We start from the raw sequence: 16,871 nt of genomic DNA, 5'->3' as shown, positions 1-16,871 counted from the left end.
CGCGATTCGAGAAAGCATTCAGTACGGAATCGCGAAGATCTCGCTCCGGATGCTGTCGTCGGCGCTTGCCGGAATCACGAGAAACTTCAGAGCATCCCTATCGTCTGTGTCTCGGCACCACGTGAGCAGTCGCAGTCGCAGATCGTCGAGAACATTGTCGTACCGCGACTCGACGGCAAGATTGCGCTGTTCGCCGGGGTCTCGCTCGATGTCGTGCAGCTGTTCGCGATGGCGTCCCCAGCTGTAGACGGTGTACTTGTAGGCGCCGGCGTAGAGCGCGCGTCCGCTCGTGAGTGGCGGACCGGGTCGCTCAAATCGGGTCTGCACGACGATGTCTCGCTCAACAGGATGCCCGGGGCCGCCGAGCGGAAGCGGTACGCCGCGTCGTGTGGGCTGCGTGTCGTCGGGCGTCGCGCTCACGCCCGCAATCTCGCTCACGGTCGGCACGAGATCGAGACATACCGACACCGGCTCGGTCACTGTTGTTCGTGGAACTCCCGGCCCGGCGACGATGAGTGGAACCCGCACGCACTCCTCGAAGAGCGCTGTCTTCTGATTCCACCGGTGCGATGCGTCGCCGTCTCCGTGGTCACTCGTGACGATGACTATCGTGTTCTCAGCATCGCCGTCGCCGAGGGCGCCGAGCAGGGTGCCCACGTAGCCGTCGAAACGTGAAATGAGCTGACGATACGCGTAGCGATACTCGCGCCACTCCTCTGGCGTGTAGTGCTCCGTCGCGTACACGTTCTGTGCAGCGTGCTTCTCGAAGCGAACTGCTTCGGGTTCAAACGGAGCTGGCTCGAAGTTGGCGGGAAGCGGTGGTGCATCCGAGATCGGCGCTCGCCGTGTGTCTCCGTACGGCATCGGCTGTCGACGTGCGTATTCGCAGATGGTGTGCGGGTCGTCAAACGACGCACAGAGAAAGTATGGTGTTTCGCCGTTGCGAGCACGAATCCACTCCGCGCACGCGTCGGCAAGTCCAGCATCCCCGAATGGGCTCAGCACGTCGAAGCCGGTTCCGTCCGGTGCGCTCGGTGATGTTGCGTGCCATTTTCCGGCGTACGCGCAGTCATATCCGGCACGGCGCAGCACATGCCCGAGACTGTTCTCGTCGAGGGCAGGTTCTGATTCGGCGCTCCTACTGCCCAGAGCATTTCCCGAAATGCCGAGCTCATGCGGCATCCGCCCTGTCAGCATGCTTGCTCGAGAGGGTACGCAGAGGGGAAAGGTCACGTATGCACGCTCAAAGTCGGCACCCGACTCGGCGAGCCGATCGAGATGCGGAGTGTCTGAGAACTCCGCATCCCGATCAAGCACGTGCGCACCAAGCTGATCCGCCATGATCAGCAGGATGTTGGGCTGTTGGCCCGACTCAGTTGTCACTTGCCCATGCCGAGAGTGAGCCCCTCCGTCAGACGTCGTCCGAGCCACAGGTAGATGATCAGCATTGGGATGACCACGATGCACAAGCCCGCGAAGAGCCCGCCCCAGTCGGCGCCCGAATACGTCTGCTGCTGAATGAACGATATGAGCGCGACCGGCAGCGTGTAGTTCTCTGTCGACTGCATGAGGGTCAGCGCAAGCAGCGTCTCGTTCCAATGGGAGATCACTTGCAGAACGAACGCCGTGACGATGCCGCCCTTTGCCAGGGGCAGCGTGATGCGCCAGAACGTGCCAAAGGCCGTCGTGCCGTCGAGCGCGGCCGCCTCCTCCATCTCAAGTGGAAGCGACCGGAAGAACGCCGTGAGCAGAAACACCGTGAATGGCATCGATACGCCGATGTACACGAGGTTGAGCCCGATGAGACTGTCGGTCAGATACACCTGATTGAGCATGACGAACAACGGAATGAGAATCACCTGTGCGGGAATGCCGAGGCCCAAGACGAAATACATCGTGAGCGACTGCGTCAGCTTGTTGTCGACGCGGCTGAGATAGTAGGCGGCGGGGGCCGCAACCGCGACGGTCAATACCGACGAAACCGTCGTTGTGACAACGCTATTGAGTGTCGCCGTGGCGAAGTCGCCGACAGTCCACGCCGTGACGAAGTTGATCGGATCGAACGACGTCGGCAAACCCCACGGGTCGCTCAGAATGGATCGCGTGTCGCGGAATGCCTGAATGACCATCCAGACCATCCAGCCGATGTTTAGTGCGACGAAGAGCCAGAGAACGACGAGCCCGATTCCACGTAGCACGCTGCGATCGTTCCTGATTGCGGCGCCGCGTTTGTGGCGACGGCGACGAGGGGCGGATGCCGGTTGCACGGCCGATTCTGTTGGTGTGATCTCGGTCATAGTCATCGGTTCCTCCTAGAACTCCACGGCATCGCGCTTCATCACGCGACGAAGCAGCACGACGAGCACAGAGACGAGGGCGAGTGAGAGCACGGCGGATGCTGTCGCCGAGCCGTAGGCAGGGATTGATTCTCCCGAGAAGGCAGTGACGTAGGTGTAGACGGCCGTGCTCCATGTCTGCGTCGGAGGCATTCCCTGCCCTGTCGATCCACCGAAGACCCAGATGATCTCGAAGATTTTCACGGACGAGATCGTCCAGAGCACTGCACAGGTGCCGAAGACGTCCCACGTCAGCGGGAGGATGACATAGCGAAGGCGCTGCCAGGCGTTTGCGCCGGCGAGTGCGCAATCCTCGTAGTAGTACGGGGGTATCCGGTCGACTCCGGCCATCAAGATTGTGGTGAAATACCCGGTCGTGATCCAGGTCATCATCACCATGATGAGTGGAAACATGTTTTCGTGAGACAACCAGGCTGGAGGGTCGGTGACACCGAACCCACCGAGCAGAGTATTGACGAGTCCACCGGGGTTGAAAATGAACCCGGCAAGAACCCCGAAGATCATGGCATTGACAAGGTGCGGAAAGAAAATCACCGAGCGCGCGACCTTGCGTCCGACCATGTCTCGCAGCACGAGGGTGAGACCGAAGGCGATCACGAAGATTGCGATTCCAACGACGAAGAGCAGCAGGAGAGTGTTGACGAACGACTGAATGAAGAGTCTGTCGGAAAACAGCCTCACGTAGTTCTTGAATCCGACGAACTCCATCGGACCGGCGCCTGCCCACTTGTTGAAGCTGATCCAGACGGCGAAGAGAGCAGGTACGACAAACAAGATCGTGTAGAACAAGAAGGCCGGCCCGACGAACGGCACGAAAAGCTTCTTTCGGCCTCGGTCGATGGCGTTGCCGCTGGTGCGAATACCCTGATGGGTGCCCGCACCAGCGGTGCGCCGGGCCCGGACGAGGCGAGCCGTTTCAGTCATGAGTTCTGCTTCCAATAGTCCGCCTGGCCAGACTTCATCTGGTCAATGAACTGCTCGGGCGTTACGGTTCCGAGCACGAGCTTGTCGAGCGTTGGCCACAGGAGTTTCTCGGAGTACCCGGGGAAGGTGATTCCGTCATTCTGTTGGTAAAACGAATCGGCGTTATCGAGAGCCTCTTTGACCGACACCATGTCGTCGCCCACAGCGGCATCCGCTCGAATCGGGAGAATGCCCGCCTCGGTCCCCAAGGCATCCTGGTACTCCTTGCCGAGGAAGAACGAAGCGAATTTCTGCGCGTTTTTCGAGTTGTGCGCCTTGGCCGTGACGGCAAAACCGACAAAGTCCGCACGTTGCGACACCGGGCCGTCACCAACGGCAGGGAAGGGGAATGACGAATATTCGAAGCCGTCTGCAGCGTACGGACCGGTTTCTGTGGGGATCCAGGTTCCGTTGAACATCAGCGCCGCCTTGTTCGCAGCCCAATTCTGCTGCTGAGCGGGCCATTTGCTGGCGTTGTAGCCATCGATGAAATAGCCGCCCTCGACGAGTTCCGACACCATCTGCGCTGCCTTCAGCGCCTCGGGAGAGTCCCACGCCTCGCCCGACTCGTCTGCAGCCATCTTCTTGAGCGAGCCTGGGCCTTCGAGACGCATCATGAGCGTGGTGTACCAGTACGCGTTGTAGCCCGACACATCACCATCGATGCCGATGGGAGTTTCGCCATCAGCCTTGAGGTCATCGAGGGTGTCGGTGAAATCCTCCCAGGTCGCGGGAGGGTTCTCTGCGAGTTCGGGGTGCTCAGCCGCGTTGAACCACATGGCATCGCTAGTCAGTGAATACGGCAGCATCCATGGAGCGTCGGCGCCCTCGGTCGTCAGACTCCCGACGTCACGGTATTTGCGAGGAATGAGCTGCGACGCGGTTTCGCCATCGACCTTCGTGTCGTACGCGCCCGTGAGCGGTGCAGCCTGACCCGTTTCGGCCAGAATGGGCGCAAGCTTTGCGAACGAGCCATCGAGAAGGTCGGGGACCTTATTGGTGTTGAGCGTCGGAACAACTTTCTTCACGTTGTCTCGGCCCTGCCACTGAACGTCTACAGTGATTCCGGTCTCGTCTTCGAAATCGGCGATGGCCTGTGCCATGACTTTCTGCTGGGCCTCTCCTTCTTTCCACATTGACCAGTAGGTCAGCACGTCGCTGTCGCCTCCGCCTTGCGGAGCACACCCACTTGCGGCCACCGCAAGAACGCCGCCAAGGGCGAGGGCGGAGAGAACTCGGATCTTCGCCATTGGTTCACCTTTCACCTTCTGGTGGCGTCGTCGCCACCTGTTTCGCTCGACTCTCACAACGACTGAGGGGAGTATTCAATGAGTAATCCGAAGATTCTGCTCAAAAAGGCGGGAAGAAGTGCCTGATGGTGCACGCTCGCAGCGAATAGAGCTCAAATTAGGTCTTTATTCCTTTCTTATTTCTCGTAAGAATCGAGAAGACCACGACATGAGGGGGGAGCAATGCCGAAGAAGCCAACGAAGGCGCTTCGCGATGCCGAGACCCGAGGGCTCAAATTCGAGATCCTCGCTGACGAATTGCGCCGTGGAATCCTCGCGGGCACGTGGACGTCTGGTCAGAAGCTACCGACCGAGCAGCAGCTCGCAGAGGAGACCGGACTTTCGTTGACGACTGTGCGTCGGGCATTCGACGAGCTTGTGGCGCAGGGGATCGTGATGCGCCGGCAGGGGGCGGGAAGCTTCGTCGTTCCGGCACGACGGAAAGAGGAACGCGTTCGCCGCAGAGTCGGAGTGCTGCTTCCCGACACTCAGCTGTATTACCCACGCGTACTTCAAGGGATCGACGAGTCGCTTTCGGCGGTCGGAGCCTCACTCCAGCTTGCAACGTATCGTTACGACAGCGCACTCGAAGATGAGAGCATTGATTTTCTGCTGGATGCCGGAGTCGAGGGTCTTCTTCTCGTGCCGACCCTCACCGGGCTCGATGATCCTGACGGGCGGGCGCAACGGCTGATGGAGCTGCCCGTGCCCGTTGTGCTTCTCGAACGCAGCCTGTTCGACTCCGGCGCGGGTGACCGCACCGAGCACGTCTGCTCCGATCATCAGGGTGGCGCGTACGACGCAGTCCGGCATCTCAGATCCCTTGGTCACGAGCGCATTGCCCTTCTCACGCGGGATCGCACGCCCACAGCGCCAGCAGTTGTGCTCGGCTATCGCCGTGCCATCAGCGATTTTGGCTTGCCCGCGGGGCTCGAGTTTGCGCAGCCCAAAACCGATTGGGAGCTCGATTCTGCCGAATCGGCATATGAAATGCTGCGGCAGTTCGAGGCCACAGCCGCACTTGTCTTCGGAGACCGCGAAGCGACGATGCTCGAGGGAGCAATCCGTCGTTCGGGCATGACCGTCCCCGATGACATCGCCCTCGTCTCCTATGATGACGAGACAGCCGACCTCGCTGAGATTCCGCTCACCGCGGTCTCGCCACCGAAATATCGCATCGGGCGCATGGCCGCCGATGTGCTCATTCGTCGCCTCGTTGAGGGCAACGATTGCCCACTCCATCAAATCAGGCTCCGTCCTCGCGTTGTTGTGCGCCGCTCATGCGGTGCTCGCAAAGACGCCTGACGACCACTCAAGGGGAGAAGAATGCGAATTGGACTCATCGGCGCAGGAGCCGTTGCTGACTACCACATTGCGGCGGCCTTGGAGCTGCCGAACGCGTCAATCTCGGCGGTGTGCGACATTGACGCCGTCGTGGCGCAGCGTGCAGCGGCTGCGGCCGGGGGCGCCAGTTCGTTCACGGACTACAGGGACATGATTGACAGCGGAACCGTCGACGCGGTAATCGTCAACACCCCGCACTCCTTTCACCTCCCGATGGTGACGGATGCTGCTCGCGCAGGACTTCATGTGCTCGTCGAGAAGCCCATGGCGACAACGCTTGACGACTGCGATGCAATGATCGCCGCCTGCGACACAGCTGGTGTCGCCCTCACTGTCGGCCATATTCAGCACTTCATGCCCGACAAGGTCGCGGCAAAGGAGCACATTGACTCGGGAGAGCTGGGCGACGTCGTTATGGTTCGAGACTTTCGCAGCACTGATTACCGGCCGGGCACACGTTCTGGCTGGTTCTTCTCTCCGACCGTCGCGGGTGGCGGGGCGCTCATCAACATCGGTGGCCACTGCATCGATCGCTCGCTGTGGTTCGGTGGCGGACGTGCTGAACGGGTGCTCGCATCGACAGTGAATCGCTTCTCGTCCGAGGTGGAGACCGACGGCACCATTGCGCTTCGGCTCGCCAACGGCATCGGCGCCTCGATCAACGTCATCTCCGACCCACCGTTGAAGGCAGACAGTCTCTTTATCGTCTGCGAGCGCGGCGTCGTCGTCGCGGATCCGCGTTCGGGAACCCTTGTTCAGGTCGATGGCCGTTCGAGGGTGCTCCACGAGCGGCATCCAGACGACATTCAACACGCATTCACCGCGCAGCTGGCCGACTTTCTCGACGTCATCAACGGCGGACGGCCCACTGTTCCGCTCTCCCACGCGCGACACGTCGTTGAAGTGGTGCTGGAGAGCTACCGCTCGGCCGCCGAGGGAGTCGCCCGCACAGTCGGAGCAGCGCCCGTCGTCTCTGCCGGAGCGCGATGACGATGCACGGCGCCGAGCAGCGGCATCCGAATATCGTCGTCATCATGAGCGATGATCAGGGCCCCTGGGCGCTCGGATGCGCAGGGAACACCGAGATTCAGACTCCTCACCTTGATGCGCTTGCCGCCGAGGGCACCCGCCTGAGTCGATTTTTCTGCGCGTCGCCGGTATGCTCGCCTGCCCGCGCAAGCCTGCTCACCGGGCAGATTCCGTCACGCCATGGCGTGCACGACTATCTTGACGGAGCGCACGTTGGACCAGAGAGCGTTGACTACCTCGCAGGACAGCCGACGTTCACCGCTGCGCTCGCCGACGCAGGCTATCGCCTCGGACTGTCGGGCAAGTGGCACCTCGGAGCGAGCGATGTGCCACGTGACGGCTTCGTTCACTGGTTCGCCCTCGAAGGCGGCGGAAGCCCGTATGGGCACGCGCGCATGCACCGCGACGGGATTCCTGAAGACATCGAGGGCTACCTCACTGACGTGTTCGCCGATGATGCGATTGACTTCGTCGACGCCGAAGCACGAAGAACGGAGCCGTTCTTTCTCGCCCTCAACTTCACAGCCCCGCACAAACCCTTTGCTGGACAGCATCCGCGTGAATACACCGACTTGTATCGAGACTGTGCCTTCGACTCTTGTCCGCAAGGTGACCCCCACCCGTGGCAGCCGACCGTCGACGGCGTGCCCATTGGCGGCGAGGCAGATGCTCGAGAAGCTCTCATCGGCTACTTCGCAGCCGTGACGGCGATGGATGCCGCTATCGGCCGTGTTCTCAAGCGGCTGGATGACCTCGGCATCGGCGATGACACACTCGTCGTGTTCGCTAGCGACAACGGCTTCAACTGCGGTCACCACGGAATCTGGGGCAAGGGAAACGGCACGTTCCCCCAGAACATGTACGACGAGTCGGTCATGGTGCCGTTCATCGCACGGCAACGAGGTCAGATCACGGAAGGAGCTGTCGTCGATGACCTGCTCTCGGGCTACGATTGTGCTGCAACCATCCTCGAGCTTGCCGGAATCGACCCAGCCCCGTTTGAGGCCGGGCCAGGAGCGAGCTTCGCGCCGGCGCTCTGCGGGGAGAAGCTCCTCGAGCGACCGGTTGTCGTGCACGACGAGTATGGGCCCGTTCGGATGATTCGCACGCGTACGCGCAAGTATGTGCACAGATACCCGTTCGGGCCTCACGAGTTCTATGATCTCGAGGCGGATCCGGGCGAGACGACGAATCGCGTCGATCAACCAGAGCACGCGAGCGAGATTCATGAACTGCGACGGCAGATGCACGCGTGGTTCAGCGAGCACGCGGATGAGGCGATCGACGGTGCCGAACTTCCCGTGGCGGGCGCCGGTCAGGTCACTGCCGTCTACCCCGACCCGCTTGGCGCGTTCACGCCGTTGAACTGGGACGGAACGGGCGCCGCGGCAAGACAGGAGACCGCCGAATGACGAGCACGACACCCAACATCCTTCTCATCGTTTCCGACGACCACGGCTATGCCGACCGCTCGGCGCTGGGCTCCCCAGACGTGTCGACGCCGAACCTCGATCGCCTCTCAGCCGAGGGCACCTCGTTCACTGACGCCTACGTCACCGCACCGATCTGCTCGCCATCGCGCGCGGCGATGATCACAGGGCAATACCAGCAGCGTTGGGGCGCTACGTGGTTCGACACGTCTGGGATTGGGGGTGCTCCCACGATCGCCGAACGTCTATCGAACGAGGGCTATGCCACCGGCTACTTCGGCAAGGTGCATTATGGCGACGAGGGTCCTGGCGACCGAGGCACGCCGCCGAAGCATGGATTTCAGGAGTCGTTCTACGGGCTCGCCGGGCAGTCGATGGGACGGCTGCACTACCTGCGCCACTCGGAGGCCGCCGTTTCTGAATATGGCCAGGCTGCCGAGGCTATGGCCGTGCAGCCGTTGTGGTCGGGGGACGAGCCCATTCAGACCGACACGTTCCTCACCGATGAGATCGCGGGACGCGCCCGCGATTTCATGCAGCGCAACCAGGAAAAGCCGTTCTTCGCGATGGTCGCGTTCAATGCTGTGCACAACTTCTGCTGGCAGCTTCCCGCCGAAGAGTTGGAGAGGCGCGGCCTTCCCGCGTTTGACGACTGGCACCCGGGTGCCAGCGAGTACCTCGATTGGTACGACGGAGCCATCAGTCCAAACCTCCCAAACGGACGCGAGTACTATCTCGCACAACTTGAGCTCATGGATGCCCAGGTCGGCACCCTCCTCGACGAGCTCGAGCGACTCGGCATCGCCGACGACACGATTGTCGTCTACCTGACAGACAACGGTGGCTCCACCTGCAACTACGGCGACAACGGCGAACTGCGTGGCACTAAGTACACCGTGTGGGAAGGCGGAGTGCGGGTGCCGTTCATCGTCCGCTGGTCCGGCGTGGCAGAAGCCGGTGGTACGAACAGCGAGCTCACGAGCTCCCTCGACCTCGCCGCCACTTTCGCTGCGGCGGCTGGAGCCGAAGCTGACGGAACCCTCGACGGGAGAGACCTCCGAACGGTGCTCAGCAGTGGGCCCGGGCATGATGAGTTGCACTGGGACTGCGGGTGGCAGTGGGCTGTGCGTCACGGCTCGTGGAAGCTGAGCTGGTGTGACGCGTCGTCACCCACCGCCGAGTACGTCACCACGGTGGAACACACCACCCCGGGTGACGGCTTCTTTTTGTGTGATCTCGCCAACGACCGCGGTGAGAGAACGAATCTTGCCGGGCAGCATCCGGCCATCGTGGATCGCCTCGTCCGCGCGCACTCCGAGTGGCGTGCGGAGGTTGGCCTCACTGTGCTCCCGGCGAGCTGAAGGCGAACACCGCCCTGTTAGACTTAGCTAAGCGACTTAGTCTAGGAGGATCGAATGGATGCTGTGGTGAACGTGCACGTAGCCAAGACGCAGCTGTCGCGTCTGTTGGAACGCGCTCACGCCGGTGAGGAGATCATCGTGGCAAAATCGGGGAAGCCCTACGCCCGGCTTGTGCCGCTTGCTCCAACGGAGGGGAAGCGGGTGCCCGGCGGGTTGGACGGCCGGATAGGTGACGAGTTCTTTGAGGAGCTGCCCGAGAGCGAGCTTGCTGCGTGGGAAGACTGATGCAGGGCTTCCTCCTTGACACTCACGTTCTACTGTGGTGGTTCACGAACGACGAACGTCTCTCCACAACCGCCCACGAGATCATTGGGGATCAGTCAAACGATATCTACGTCAGCGCTGCAAGCGCGTGGGAGATCGCAACGAAAACTCGACTGGGCAAACTGAGCGATGTGCCGAAGGCTGTCGAGAAATACGGCGAGCTTTCGACAGCACAAGGTTTCTCACATCTTTCCGTCACGTACCGTCACGGCTTACTGGCCGGAGGGTTCGATGCTGCTCATCGAGATCCGTTCGACAGAATGCTTGCAGCGCAGAGCCAGTTGGAGGACGTACCGCTCGTCAGTCGAGACCAGGCGTTCGCGGAGTTCGACGTTGACGTCGTTTGGTAATGACGGGCCAGGCGCTTCTCACCCGCAGTGAGCAACGAGATCGTCGGGTGCCACTGGCGAGGGGAGCGACTCCAGGACGCGTGCGACCCCGTCGTCGTCGACGTGAGCCGTTCGATCCGTTGCCGCGTGAATCACCGTTTCGTACGCACCACCCATGGCATAGCTTCGGCCCGCCACCTCGAACATCGGGATGTCATTGGGCATGTCCCCGAACGCCACGATGTCGACGGGATTGATGCCGAGTGAGGCGGCCACGCGCATCAGGGCCGTACCCTTTGTCACTCCGCGGGGCGCAATCTCAAGAAAGAACGGATCGGTCATGCTGCCGAAGGTGAGCGTCACGGCATCGTCGAGCTGAGGCGTCAGCGCCGCGATCATTTCTTCGGGAAAATCGCTCCCCCCAAGGAAGGTCACCTTGTAGGGCATGGTGTCGGCCGAGTCCACAGAATCGCACACGTCGTCGAAGACGCGAATCGACTCCGGCGGTCGGGAGGGGCTCATGCCCTCGCGTGCGAGTGAAATCCACGGGTGCCCGGTCTCGAACACAGTTCCCGCGATCGAATCAAGGCAGAAGCGGCCATCGGGGAAGTCGCGGTGGCACAACGCGACGATGTGAGCCAAAGCATCACGATAAATGACGTCAACGTGCAGAATCTCGTCGCGCAGGGCGTCATACTCGATAGCGCCGTTGGCGCAGATCATGCGGCCACCGGTCAGCAGATGCACGGGCAGTGACTGAAGCGCATCGCTCGGCGCACGCCCCGTTACAAAAAGCAGGCTGTCCCCGGCATCGACGCGCCTGGCGAACGCATCAATCGTGCGTTGGCTCACGGTGCCATCGGAGCGAATAATCGTGCCGTCAAGATCGGTGGCGATGAGAGTCATAGGGTTTTGCGTGGTCCTTTCCGGGCCCGATGCTGTCGGGGCGCTGCCCGGCCGCATCCTGCTGCTGTGCCGACCATATCGCGCTGACCTGACATCGTGCGGGCAGCGGATGATACATATCTGCCTGCGGGAATCGGACCTGGCGCCGTCACGCGCGGAAACGAAACGTCATGTGTCATGCCGGCGGTGACACCGACAGCATCCGCCCTTACCGTCTGAAACAACGCGTTCACACTCGCCGCTATTCAGGAGGACACTATGCCCGCAGCATCCGACCGCCTCGAGGCTGTACTCGAGCGGCTCCGCCCCATCTTCGACACAGTCGCGCTTGACTCCTACTCACGTGAGCGAGATCATCTGCTCCTGCGCGAACAGGTAACGCGGCTGGTGGATGCCGGATTCGCGAGCCTGCGCGTGCCCGTCGAGCGAGGCGGGGCGGGCCTCAGCATCCCCGAGCTTGCGCGCGTTCTCACTGAACTGGCCACTGCGGACTCGAACCTGCCGCAGATCTTCCGCGGGCACATCGCCTTCGTCGAGGATCGGCTCACGGCATCCGAGTCGCCCGAGCGCGATGCCTGGCTCGACCGATTCGTCGACGGTGAGATCGTTGGGAACGCCTGGAGTGAGGTGGGGTCCGCGACGGTCGGAACGTCGCAGACCACCGTGACGCACACTGACGATGGTTACATCGTGAACGGCAGTAAGTACTACACGACAGGCAGCATCTACGCGGACTGGACGGATGTCACCGCCACAGACTCCGAGACAGGGGCGCCGCTCACCGCACTCGTGCGGATTGACCAGCCCGGCGTCACGGTGCGCGACGACTGGAACGGATTCGGTCAGCAACTCACCGGAACCGGCACAATCATCTTCGAGAACGCTCGCGTTGAGCCGAACGAGGTGCGGCTGTTCGAGTCGCGCTTCCGCTATCAGACGGCCCTGTACCAGCTTGTGCTGCTGACCGTGCTCGCGGGTGTGGCGTCGTCGATCGAGGCGGATGCCGCTACGCAGATCGCGTCGAGAAAGAGAACGTACTCTCACGCCAACGCCGACCTCGTACGACACGACGCGCAGATTCTCGGTGTCGCGGGCGAGATCTCGGCGGTGGCCTTCACAGCCGATGCGACAGTGCAGCACGTCGCCGAGGTCGTGCAGAGGGCGTTCGAGACAGCATCGGAGCGCGACTCAGATGAGGACCGTTCTGCCAATGTCGCCGCCGAGATCGCGTCGGCGCAGGGGCAGATCGTGCTGTCGAAGCTCGTTCCTGAGGTCGCGACGAGGGTGTTCGACGCCCTCGGAGCATCCGGGGTCAGTCGTGATGTCGGGCTCGACCGGCACTGGCGCAACGCCCGTACCGTCGTGAGCCACAACCCGTGGATCTACAAGGCCCGCATCGTCGGCGACTGGTCGGTGAACGGCACTTCGCCCGAGTACGTGTGGAACATCGGTATCGCGAAAACGGAGAGCGCAGCAGCATCCGGGTGATTGTTGGCTGTGAGGGCAGGACGTTGCCATTCGTTCACCGTTGCGTCACGCTGCGCCTTTACGTTCGCTGAGTGGCGCTCGCACGGGCGCCAGGACGCGGCCGCCCCCGGCCGACAACGTGGAGGAAGCATGTCTGAACCGCTCACAGCGGCTTCGCGCCCAAGAGCAGCCCATCGCTCCAGGCGCACCATCGCCACAGCAAGTGCCACAGCGCTGCTGGCGACACTGTTCACTACCTCGGCCGGCGTTGCTTTCGCCGCTGAACTGCCCGAAACCTACATTGACACGGCATCGACCGTGTGGAGCTACTCCGACGACGACACCGACCCGGCCGCCGGCTCTGATGACCGACTCTCGTGGACGACGTCAGACTTCGACGATTCGGAGTGGAAGACCGCGACGGGCAGTTTCGGAGCCAAGAACGGCGCGGCCGAGGGCATCGGCGACGACTTTCCGATCACGACACTGCTGAATCAGTACGCAGACGGTGAGGCAGCGCCGAACGTGCGCACCTTCCACTTCCGCACTGGCGTCACGATTACCGCTGACGAGCTCACAGAACTCAACGGGCTCAACGGCACCGTCACGTACGACGATGCCGTGCAGATTTTCGTCAACGGCACGCAGGTTGCCGGCTTCGTCGACGACAAGGTGGATGCTGCGCCCGAGGCCGAGCGCAACCTGATGTATGCGGGTGAGAGCAACGGCTCCCCGATCACCTCGACGTTCACGATCCCGACCGAGTCGCTGCATGCCGGGGAGAACACCGTGTCTGTCGCGCTCTACCAGGACCGCGACACCAGCTCGGACATCTACTTCGACCTGAGCTCGCTTGAGCCGGCAGTCACGCCCGAGCACGCGAGCTTCGACAACCTCGTGATGACGATCGGCGGCGACGAGAGCGCGCGCAACCTCACCTGGTACACGGATGTTGACGAGGCGCAGTACGTGCAGTACGCCGCGGCTCCGGCATCCGGTGCCGAATTCCCCGCCGACGGCGCGACAACTGTCGAGGCCAGGGGCGGCGAAACCACGAGCGGCGAGCAGAATCGGCGAGCCACGATCGAGGGCCTGAGCGAAAACACAACGTACGCGTACCGGGTGGGAAGCGACGCCCTGGGCTGGTCCGACGCGCAAACGTTCAGCACGGCGGATTTCTCGGGCGACTACAACTTCCTGTTCTTCGGTGACCCGCAGATTGGTGCCTCTGGGAATGTCGCCTCAGACGAGATCGGCTGGCAGGACACCCTCGACGTCGCGCTCGAGCAGTTTCCCCAGAGCGAGATGCTTTTCTCGGCGGGCGACCAGGTGAACACAGCATCAAGCGAGACCGAGTACGACGCGTTCCTGTCGCCGACGCAAATGCAGCAGATTCCGGTCGTGCCGGTCAACGGCAATCACGACGTTGGTTCCAAGGCATACGAGCAGCACTACACAACGCCAAACCTCGACACCGAGGCTGGCGCGGCACTGAGCGACTCGTCGTCGGGCGGCGATTACTGGTTCATGTTCAAGGATGTGCTCTACCTGGTGATCAATTCGAACAACCCCGACATCGACGCGCACGAGCAGTTCCTGCGCGACGTCGTCGCCGAACATGGCGATGAGGCGAAATGGTCGGTGCTGGCATTCCACCACTCGATCTACTCGGTGGCCGCGCACGTCAATGACGAGAACATCATCTCGATGCGCAACGAGCTGCCCACGCTCATCAGCGACATCGGCATCGACGTGGTGCTGCAAGGGCACGACCACAGCTACACGCGCAGCTACCTCATCAACAACGGCGAGCTCGCGAACCCCGACGAGACCGAAGCCTCGAACGAGGTCGTCGCGGGCGAGGGCGACGTGCTCTACGTGACGGCGAACTCCGCGAGCGGGTCGAAGTACTACGACGTGACCGCTCCCGACGCTTGGTACGCCTCGGTGATCAACCAGGAGAAGGTGCGCAACTACACCAACATCGAGGTGACCGACGACGCCATCACGATCACGACGTACCGCAGCGAGCAGACTGGCGCACGAGCCGCTGTGAACAGCGTTGTCGACGAGGTGACGCTCACGCGTGACGACACCGAGGCACCGCAGTTGACCGTGCCCGAGAACGGTGAGGTCGAGCAGGGCTCTGACTTCGACCCGATGGCCGGAGTAAGTGCTGTCGACAACACCGACGGTGATCTGACGGATGCTGTCTCGGTGACCGGAAGCGTCGACACGGCGACACTCGGCGGCTACACGCTTGAGTACAGCGTCTCGGATGCTGCGGGCAACACCCAGACCGCAACGCGCGAGGTGACTGTTGTCGCCGCAGGTGCCGGAACCGGGCCAGGGGAGAACCCCGGTGGCGGTGCCGGAGACGGATCGGGAGATGACGCGGCTTCGGGTGGTTCCAACGATTCGGATTCCGCACGCGGCGAGCTTCCCTACACGGGTGCCGAAGCGCTGCCGTGGCTGATCGCAGCCGGTCTGCTTGTCTTGCTCGGTGCCGCATTCGCCACGACGTCGGCCGTGCGTCGCCGTCGCGCGCACAGCGCATAACGCGGGCGCAACCCTGTGCGGCAGGTGTCGGTTCTGCGTTGGCCTCGTGCCAGCGTGCGACCGGCACCTGCCGCACATACTTCTTCCCAGTTGAGAGAAACATGTATCGCATGAAACGCACGGCGGGCACAGCACTCATCCTCGCTGCCGCATTCGCGCTCACGGCCTGTGCGCCCGGATCGGCCGATGGAATGTCGCGCGGAGCCACAACGGCGCAGGGCGACGCCGCTGGTCCGTCGCCCAGTGCTACCCCGTCACCGGGCAGCACTCACGACGTTCCGCAGAACCTTCCCGCGATACCCGCGGGGGTGAGAGTCAGTCTCGTGCTTGCCCAGGGGCACGACGAGAAGATTCCGGATGCTGTCGAGCACACGCTCGGCGAGATTGACGCCGAGCTCGCTGTCATTACCGCCGATCCGGCGAGCGTCGTCAGCGATCTCGCTTCTGCCGCCGCAGGCGATGCCGACGTTGTCGTCGTCGTGGGAACGGCACTTCTCGCGAGCCTCGACTCGGCGTCTGCGCAGCTGCTCGACCAGCAGTTTCTCGTGATCGGAGGCCAGCTCCCCGAGCCAACGGAGAACGTGACCGCTGTCGTGTGGTCGGGCGCTGACGCGAGGGTTCCTGGTTCAGAGATCCCCGGCAATCTCGTCGCAACTCTCCCTGAGGCAGTGACGGCTGGTCTCGCCGTGATCTCCGACGGTGGCTCAGGAATGGTCTATACGCTGCCCTGATTCCGTCTGGGCGAACCAGGTTGCTCATCGCAGGTGCATCAGCAATACTTAGCGCACGAAGTAATCGTGCACGAACAGTGCACGGAAGGGGGCAGATGCGATGGGCGAGCGATTCTGGCGGTTCTATGAACTCATGAACCGGGGCATTCGCACCTTCACCGGGCCGGCTCAGATTGGGGCGGGCTACGACGAAGGGCCCGATGTGCGGCCCGCTGACCCGCCCTGCCCCATGTGCGCACAGGCTATGTCGGAACACACGATTTCGCGCAGCGGGGGCCAGTACCATGCCACTCGCGTACGGTGCCCGCAATGAACGACGACGTCGACATCGCCGTTAACGATCCACTCGCGCTCGAGAGTCAGCTGTGCTTTGCCCTCGCTGTCGCGTCGCGCTCTGTCATCGATGCGTACCGCTCTGAGCTAGAGCCCCTGGGGCTGACCCACCCGCAGTACCTGGTGATGCTTGCATTGTGGGAACACGGAACGCTCTCGCTATCAGGGCTCGGCGAGCTGCTTATGCTCGAGGGAGCAACGCTCTCGCCAATGGTCAAGCGTCTCGAGCGCATCGGATACGTGCGTCGCACGCGCAATCCGCTCGATGAACGCCAGCTTGCCATCGAACTGACCGACGACGGTCGCGCGTTGCGCGACCGGGCGCAGCAGGTGCCCATCGCGATGGGCAAGAAGTTTCAGATGACCCCGAGCGACATCACGCGGCTGCGTGATGCCGTGGGCGGGGTTATCGATGCGGCACGCGCTGCGCAGTAGCCGCCACGCAGCAG

At 62.4% G+C, this 16,871-nt stretch carries 15 protein-coding genes; 10 read left to right on the top strand and 5 right to left on the bottom strand.

Annotation, left to right across the window (positions count from 1 at the left end; genetic code table 11):
* Positions 1 to 18: 18 nt before the first annotated feature.
* From HCR76_RS14730 to HCR76_RS14715, 4 genes are read right to left on the bottom strand one after another with little or no spacing between them, the layout of a single operon-like run.
* Positions 19 to 1,383 carry a sulfatase family protein gene (locus HCR76_RS14730; RefSeq protein ID WP_280529487.1) on the bottom strand — a complete coding sequence of 455 codons (1,365 nt, stop codon included), beginning with the start codon at positions 1,381 to 1,383 and terminating at the stop codon, positions 19 to 21.
* Positions 1,380 to 2,303, bottom strand: coding sequence for a carbohydrate ABC transporter permease (locus HCR76_RS14725; protein WP_235934582.1), 924 nt, complete (start codon positions 2,301 to 2,303; stop codon positions 1,380 to 1,382). Before HCR76_RS14725 ends, HCR76_RS14730 begins: the two co-directional genes overlap by 4 nt.
* Positions 2,304 to 2,312: 9 nt before the next feature.
* The gene (locus tag HCR76_RS14720; protein WP_244971414.1) at positions 2,313 to 3,281 is read right to left on the bottom strand and encodes a carbohydrate ABC transporter permease; all 969 of its coding nucleotides are present in this window, start codon (positions 3,279 to 3,281) and stop codon (positions 2,313 to 2,315) included.
* Positions 3,278 to 4,570, bottom strand: coding sequence for an ABC transporter substrate-binding protein (locus HCR76_RS14715; RefSeq protein ID WP_166987654.1), 1,293 nt, complete (start codon positions 4,568 to 4,570; stop codon positions 3,278 to 3,280). The genes HCR76_RS14720 and HCR76_RS14715 overlap by 4 nt, the downstream gene beginning before the upstream one ends.
* Positions 4,571 to 4,792: 222 nt before the next feature.
* Here HCR76_RS14715 and HCR76_RS14710 point away from each other — a divergent pair, with 222 nt between their 5' ends.
* The 6 genes from HCR76_RS14710 to HCR76_RS14685 are packed head-to-tail and all read left to right on the top strand — an operon-like array spanning position 4,793 to position 10,447.
* Positions 4,793 to 5,914: a GntR family transcriptional regulator gene (locus HCR76_RS14710; protein WP_166987656.1), complete on the top strand. Its 1,122-nt coding sequence runs from the start codon at positions 4,793 to 4,795 to the stop codon at positions 5,912 to 5,914.
* A 21-nt stretch (positions 5,915 to 5,935) separates the two neighbouring features.
* A complete protein-coding gene (locus tag HCR76_RS14705) occupies positions 5,936 to 6,943 on the top strand; it encodes a Gfo/Idh/MocA family protein (protein WP_166987658.1) in 1,008 nt (335 codons plus the stop codon).
* Positions 6,940 to 8,394, top strand: coding sequence for a sulfatase family protein (locus tag HCR76_RS14700; RefSeq protein ID WP_244971413.1), 1,455 nt, complete (start codon positions 6,940 to 6,942; stop codon positions 8,392 to 8,394). The genes HCR76_RS14705 and HCR76_RS14700 overlap by 4 nt, the downstream gene beginning before the upstream one ends.
* Positions 8,391 to 9,773: a sulfatase family protein gene (locus tag HCR76_RS14695; RefSeq protein ID WP_166987660.1), complete on the top strand. Its 1,383-nt coding sequence runs from the start codon at positions 8,391 to 8,393 to the stop codon at positions 9,771 to 9,773. The genes HCR76_RS14700 and HCR76_RS14695 overlap by 4 nt, the downstream gene beginning before the upstream one ends.
* Before the next feature lie 54 nt (positions 9,774 to 9,827).
* The gene (locus HCR76_RS14690; protein WP_166987663.1) at positions 9,828 to 10,058 is read left to right on the top strand and encodes a type II toxin-antitoxin system Phd/YefM family antitoxin; all 231 of its coding nucleotides are present in this window, start codon (positions 9,828 to 9,830) and stop codon (positions 10,056 to 10,058) included.
* Positions 10,058 to 10,447: a type II toxin-antitoxin system VapC family toxin gene (locus tag HCR76_RS14685; RefSeq protein ID WP_166987666.1), complete on the top strand. Its 390-nt coding sequence runs from the start codon at positions 10,058 to 10,060 to the stop codon at positions 10,445 to 10,447. The genes HCR76_RS14690 and HCR76_RS14685 overlap by 1 nt, the downstream gene beginning before the upstream one ends.
* 18 nt (positions 10,448 to 10,465) lie before the next feature.
* Here HCR76_RS14685 and HCR76_RS14680 read toward each other — a convergent pair whose 3' ends face one another.
* Positions 10,466 to 11,332, bottom strand: a complete 867-nt coding sequence (locus tag HCR76_RS14680) for an HAD family hydrolase (RefSeq protein ID WP_166987669.1) — start codon at positions 11,330 to 11,332, stop codon at positions 10,466 to 10,468.
* A gap of 258 nt (positions 11,333 to 11,590) precedes the next feature.
* Between HCR76_RS14680 and HCR76_RS14675 the strand changes: the two genes are divergently transcribed.
* The 4 genes from HCR76_RS14675 (at position 11,591) to HCR76_RS14660 (ending at position 16,857) form a co-directional block, all read left to right on the top strand.
* Complete coding sequence (locus tag HCR76_RS14675; protein ID WP_166987672.1) at positions 11,591 to 12,820, top strand: acyl-CoA dehydrogenase family protein; 1,230 nt, start codon at positions 11,591 to 11,593, stop codon at positions 12,818 to 12,820.
* 129 nt (positions 12,821 to 12,949) lie between these two features.
* On the top strand, positions 12,950 to 15,358 hold the full coding sequence (locus HCR76_RS14670) for an immunoglobulin-like domain-containing protein (RefSeq protein WP_166987674.1): 2,409 nt from the start codon (positions 12,950 to 12,952) through the stop codon (positions 15,356 to 15,358).
* 110 nt (positions 15,359 to 15,468) lie between these two features.
* Positions 15,469 to 16,089 carry a hypothetical protein gene (locus HCR76_RS14665; protein WP_166987677.1) on the top strand — a complete coding sequence of 207 codons (621 nt, stop codon included), beginning with the start codon at positions 15,469 to 15,471 and terminating at the stop codon, positions 16,087 to 16,089.
* Between the two features lie 309 nt (positions 16,090 to 16,398).
* Entirely contained in the window at positions 16,399 to 16,857 is a 459-nt protein-coding gene (locus HCR76_RS14660; protein ID WP_166987680.1) for a MarR family winged helix-turn-helix transcriptional regulator, read from the top strand.
* The last annotated feature ends 14 nt before the right edge of the window (positions 16,858 to 16,871 follow it).

The organism is Paramicrobacterium chengjingii, from assembly GCF_011751765.2.
GTDB lineage: Bacteria > Actinomycetota > Actinomycetes > Actinomycetales > Microbacteriaceae > Paramicrobacterium > Paramicrobacterium chengjingii.
Note: the sequence above shows the minus strand (reverse complement) of the source record. Positions and strands in the feature narration are given on the sequence as shown.

What these genes read in the sequence shown, in the direction of transcription:
- HCR76_RS14725 (WP_235934582.1), bottom strand. Translation starts at nt 2,303, where the DNA reads ATGACTATGACCGAGATCACACCAACAGAATCGGCCGTGCAACCGGCA.
- HCR76_RS14720 (WP_244971414.1), bottom strand. Translation starts at nt 3,281, where the DNA reads ATGACTGAAACGGCTCGCCTCGTCCGGGCCCGGCGCACCGCTGGTGCG.
- HCR76_RS14715 (WP_166987654.1), bottom strand. Translation starts at nt 4,570, where the DNA reads ATGGCGAAGATCCGAGTTCTCTCCGCCCTCGCCCTTGGCGGCGTTCTT.
- HCR76_RS14710 (WP_166987656.1), top strand. Translation starts at nt 4,793, where the DNA reads ATGCCGAAGAAGCCAACGAAGGCGCTTCGCGATGCCGAGACCCGAGGG.
- HCR76_RS14705 (WP_166987658.1), top strand. Translation starts at nt 5,936, where the DNA reads ATGCGAATTGGACTCATCGGCGCAGGAGCCGTTGCTGACTACCACATT.
- HCR76_RS14700 (WP_244971413.1), top strand. Translation starts at nt 6,940, where the DNA reads ATGACGATGCACGGCGCCGAGCAGCGGCATCCGAATATCGTCGTCATC.
- HCR76_RS14695 (WP_166987660.1), top strand. Translation starts at nt 8,391, where the DNA reads ATGACGAGCACGACACCCAACATCCTTCTCATCGTTTCCGACGACCAC.
- HCR76_RS14690 (WP_166987663.1), top strand. Translation starts at nt 9,828, where the DNA reads ATGGATGCTGTGGTGAACGTGCACGTAGCCAAGACGCAGCTGTCGCGT.
- HCR76_RS14685 (WP_166987666.1), top strand. Translation starts at nt 10,058, where the DNA reads ATGCAGGGCTTCCTCCTTGACACTCACGTTCTACTGTGGTGGTTCACG.
- HCR76_RS14680 (WP_166987669.1), bottom strand. Translation starts at nt 11,332, where the DNA reads ATGACTCTCATCGCCACCGATCTTGACGGCACGATTATTCGCTCCGAT.
- HCR76_RS14675 (WP_166987672.1), top strand. Translation starts at nt 11,591, where the DNA reads ATGCCCGCAGCATCCGACCGCCTCGAGGCTGTACTCGAGCGGCTCCGC.
- HCR76_RS14670 (WP_166987674.1), top strand. Translation starts at nt 12,950, where the DNA reads ATGTCTGAACCGCTCACAGCGGCTTCGCGCCCAAGAGCAGCCCATCGC.
- HCR76_RS14665 (WP_166987677.1), top strand. Translation starts at nt 15,469, where the DNA reads ATGAAACGCACGGCGGGCACAGCACTCATCCTCGCTGCCGCATTCGCG.
- HCR76_RS14660 (WP_166987680.1), top strand. Translation starts at nt 16,399, where the DNA reads ATGAACGACGACGTCGACATCGCCGTTAACGATCCACTCGCGCTCGAG.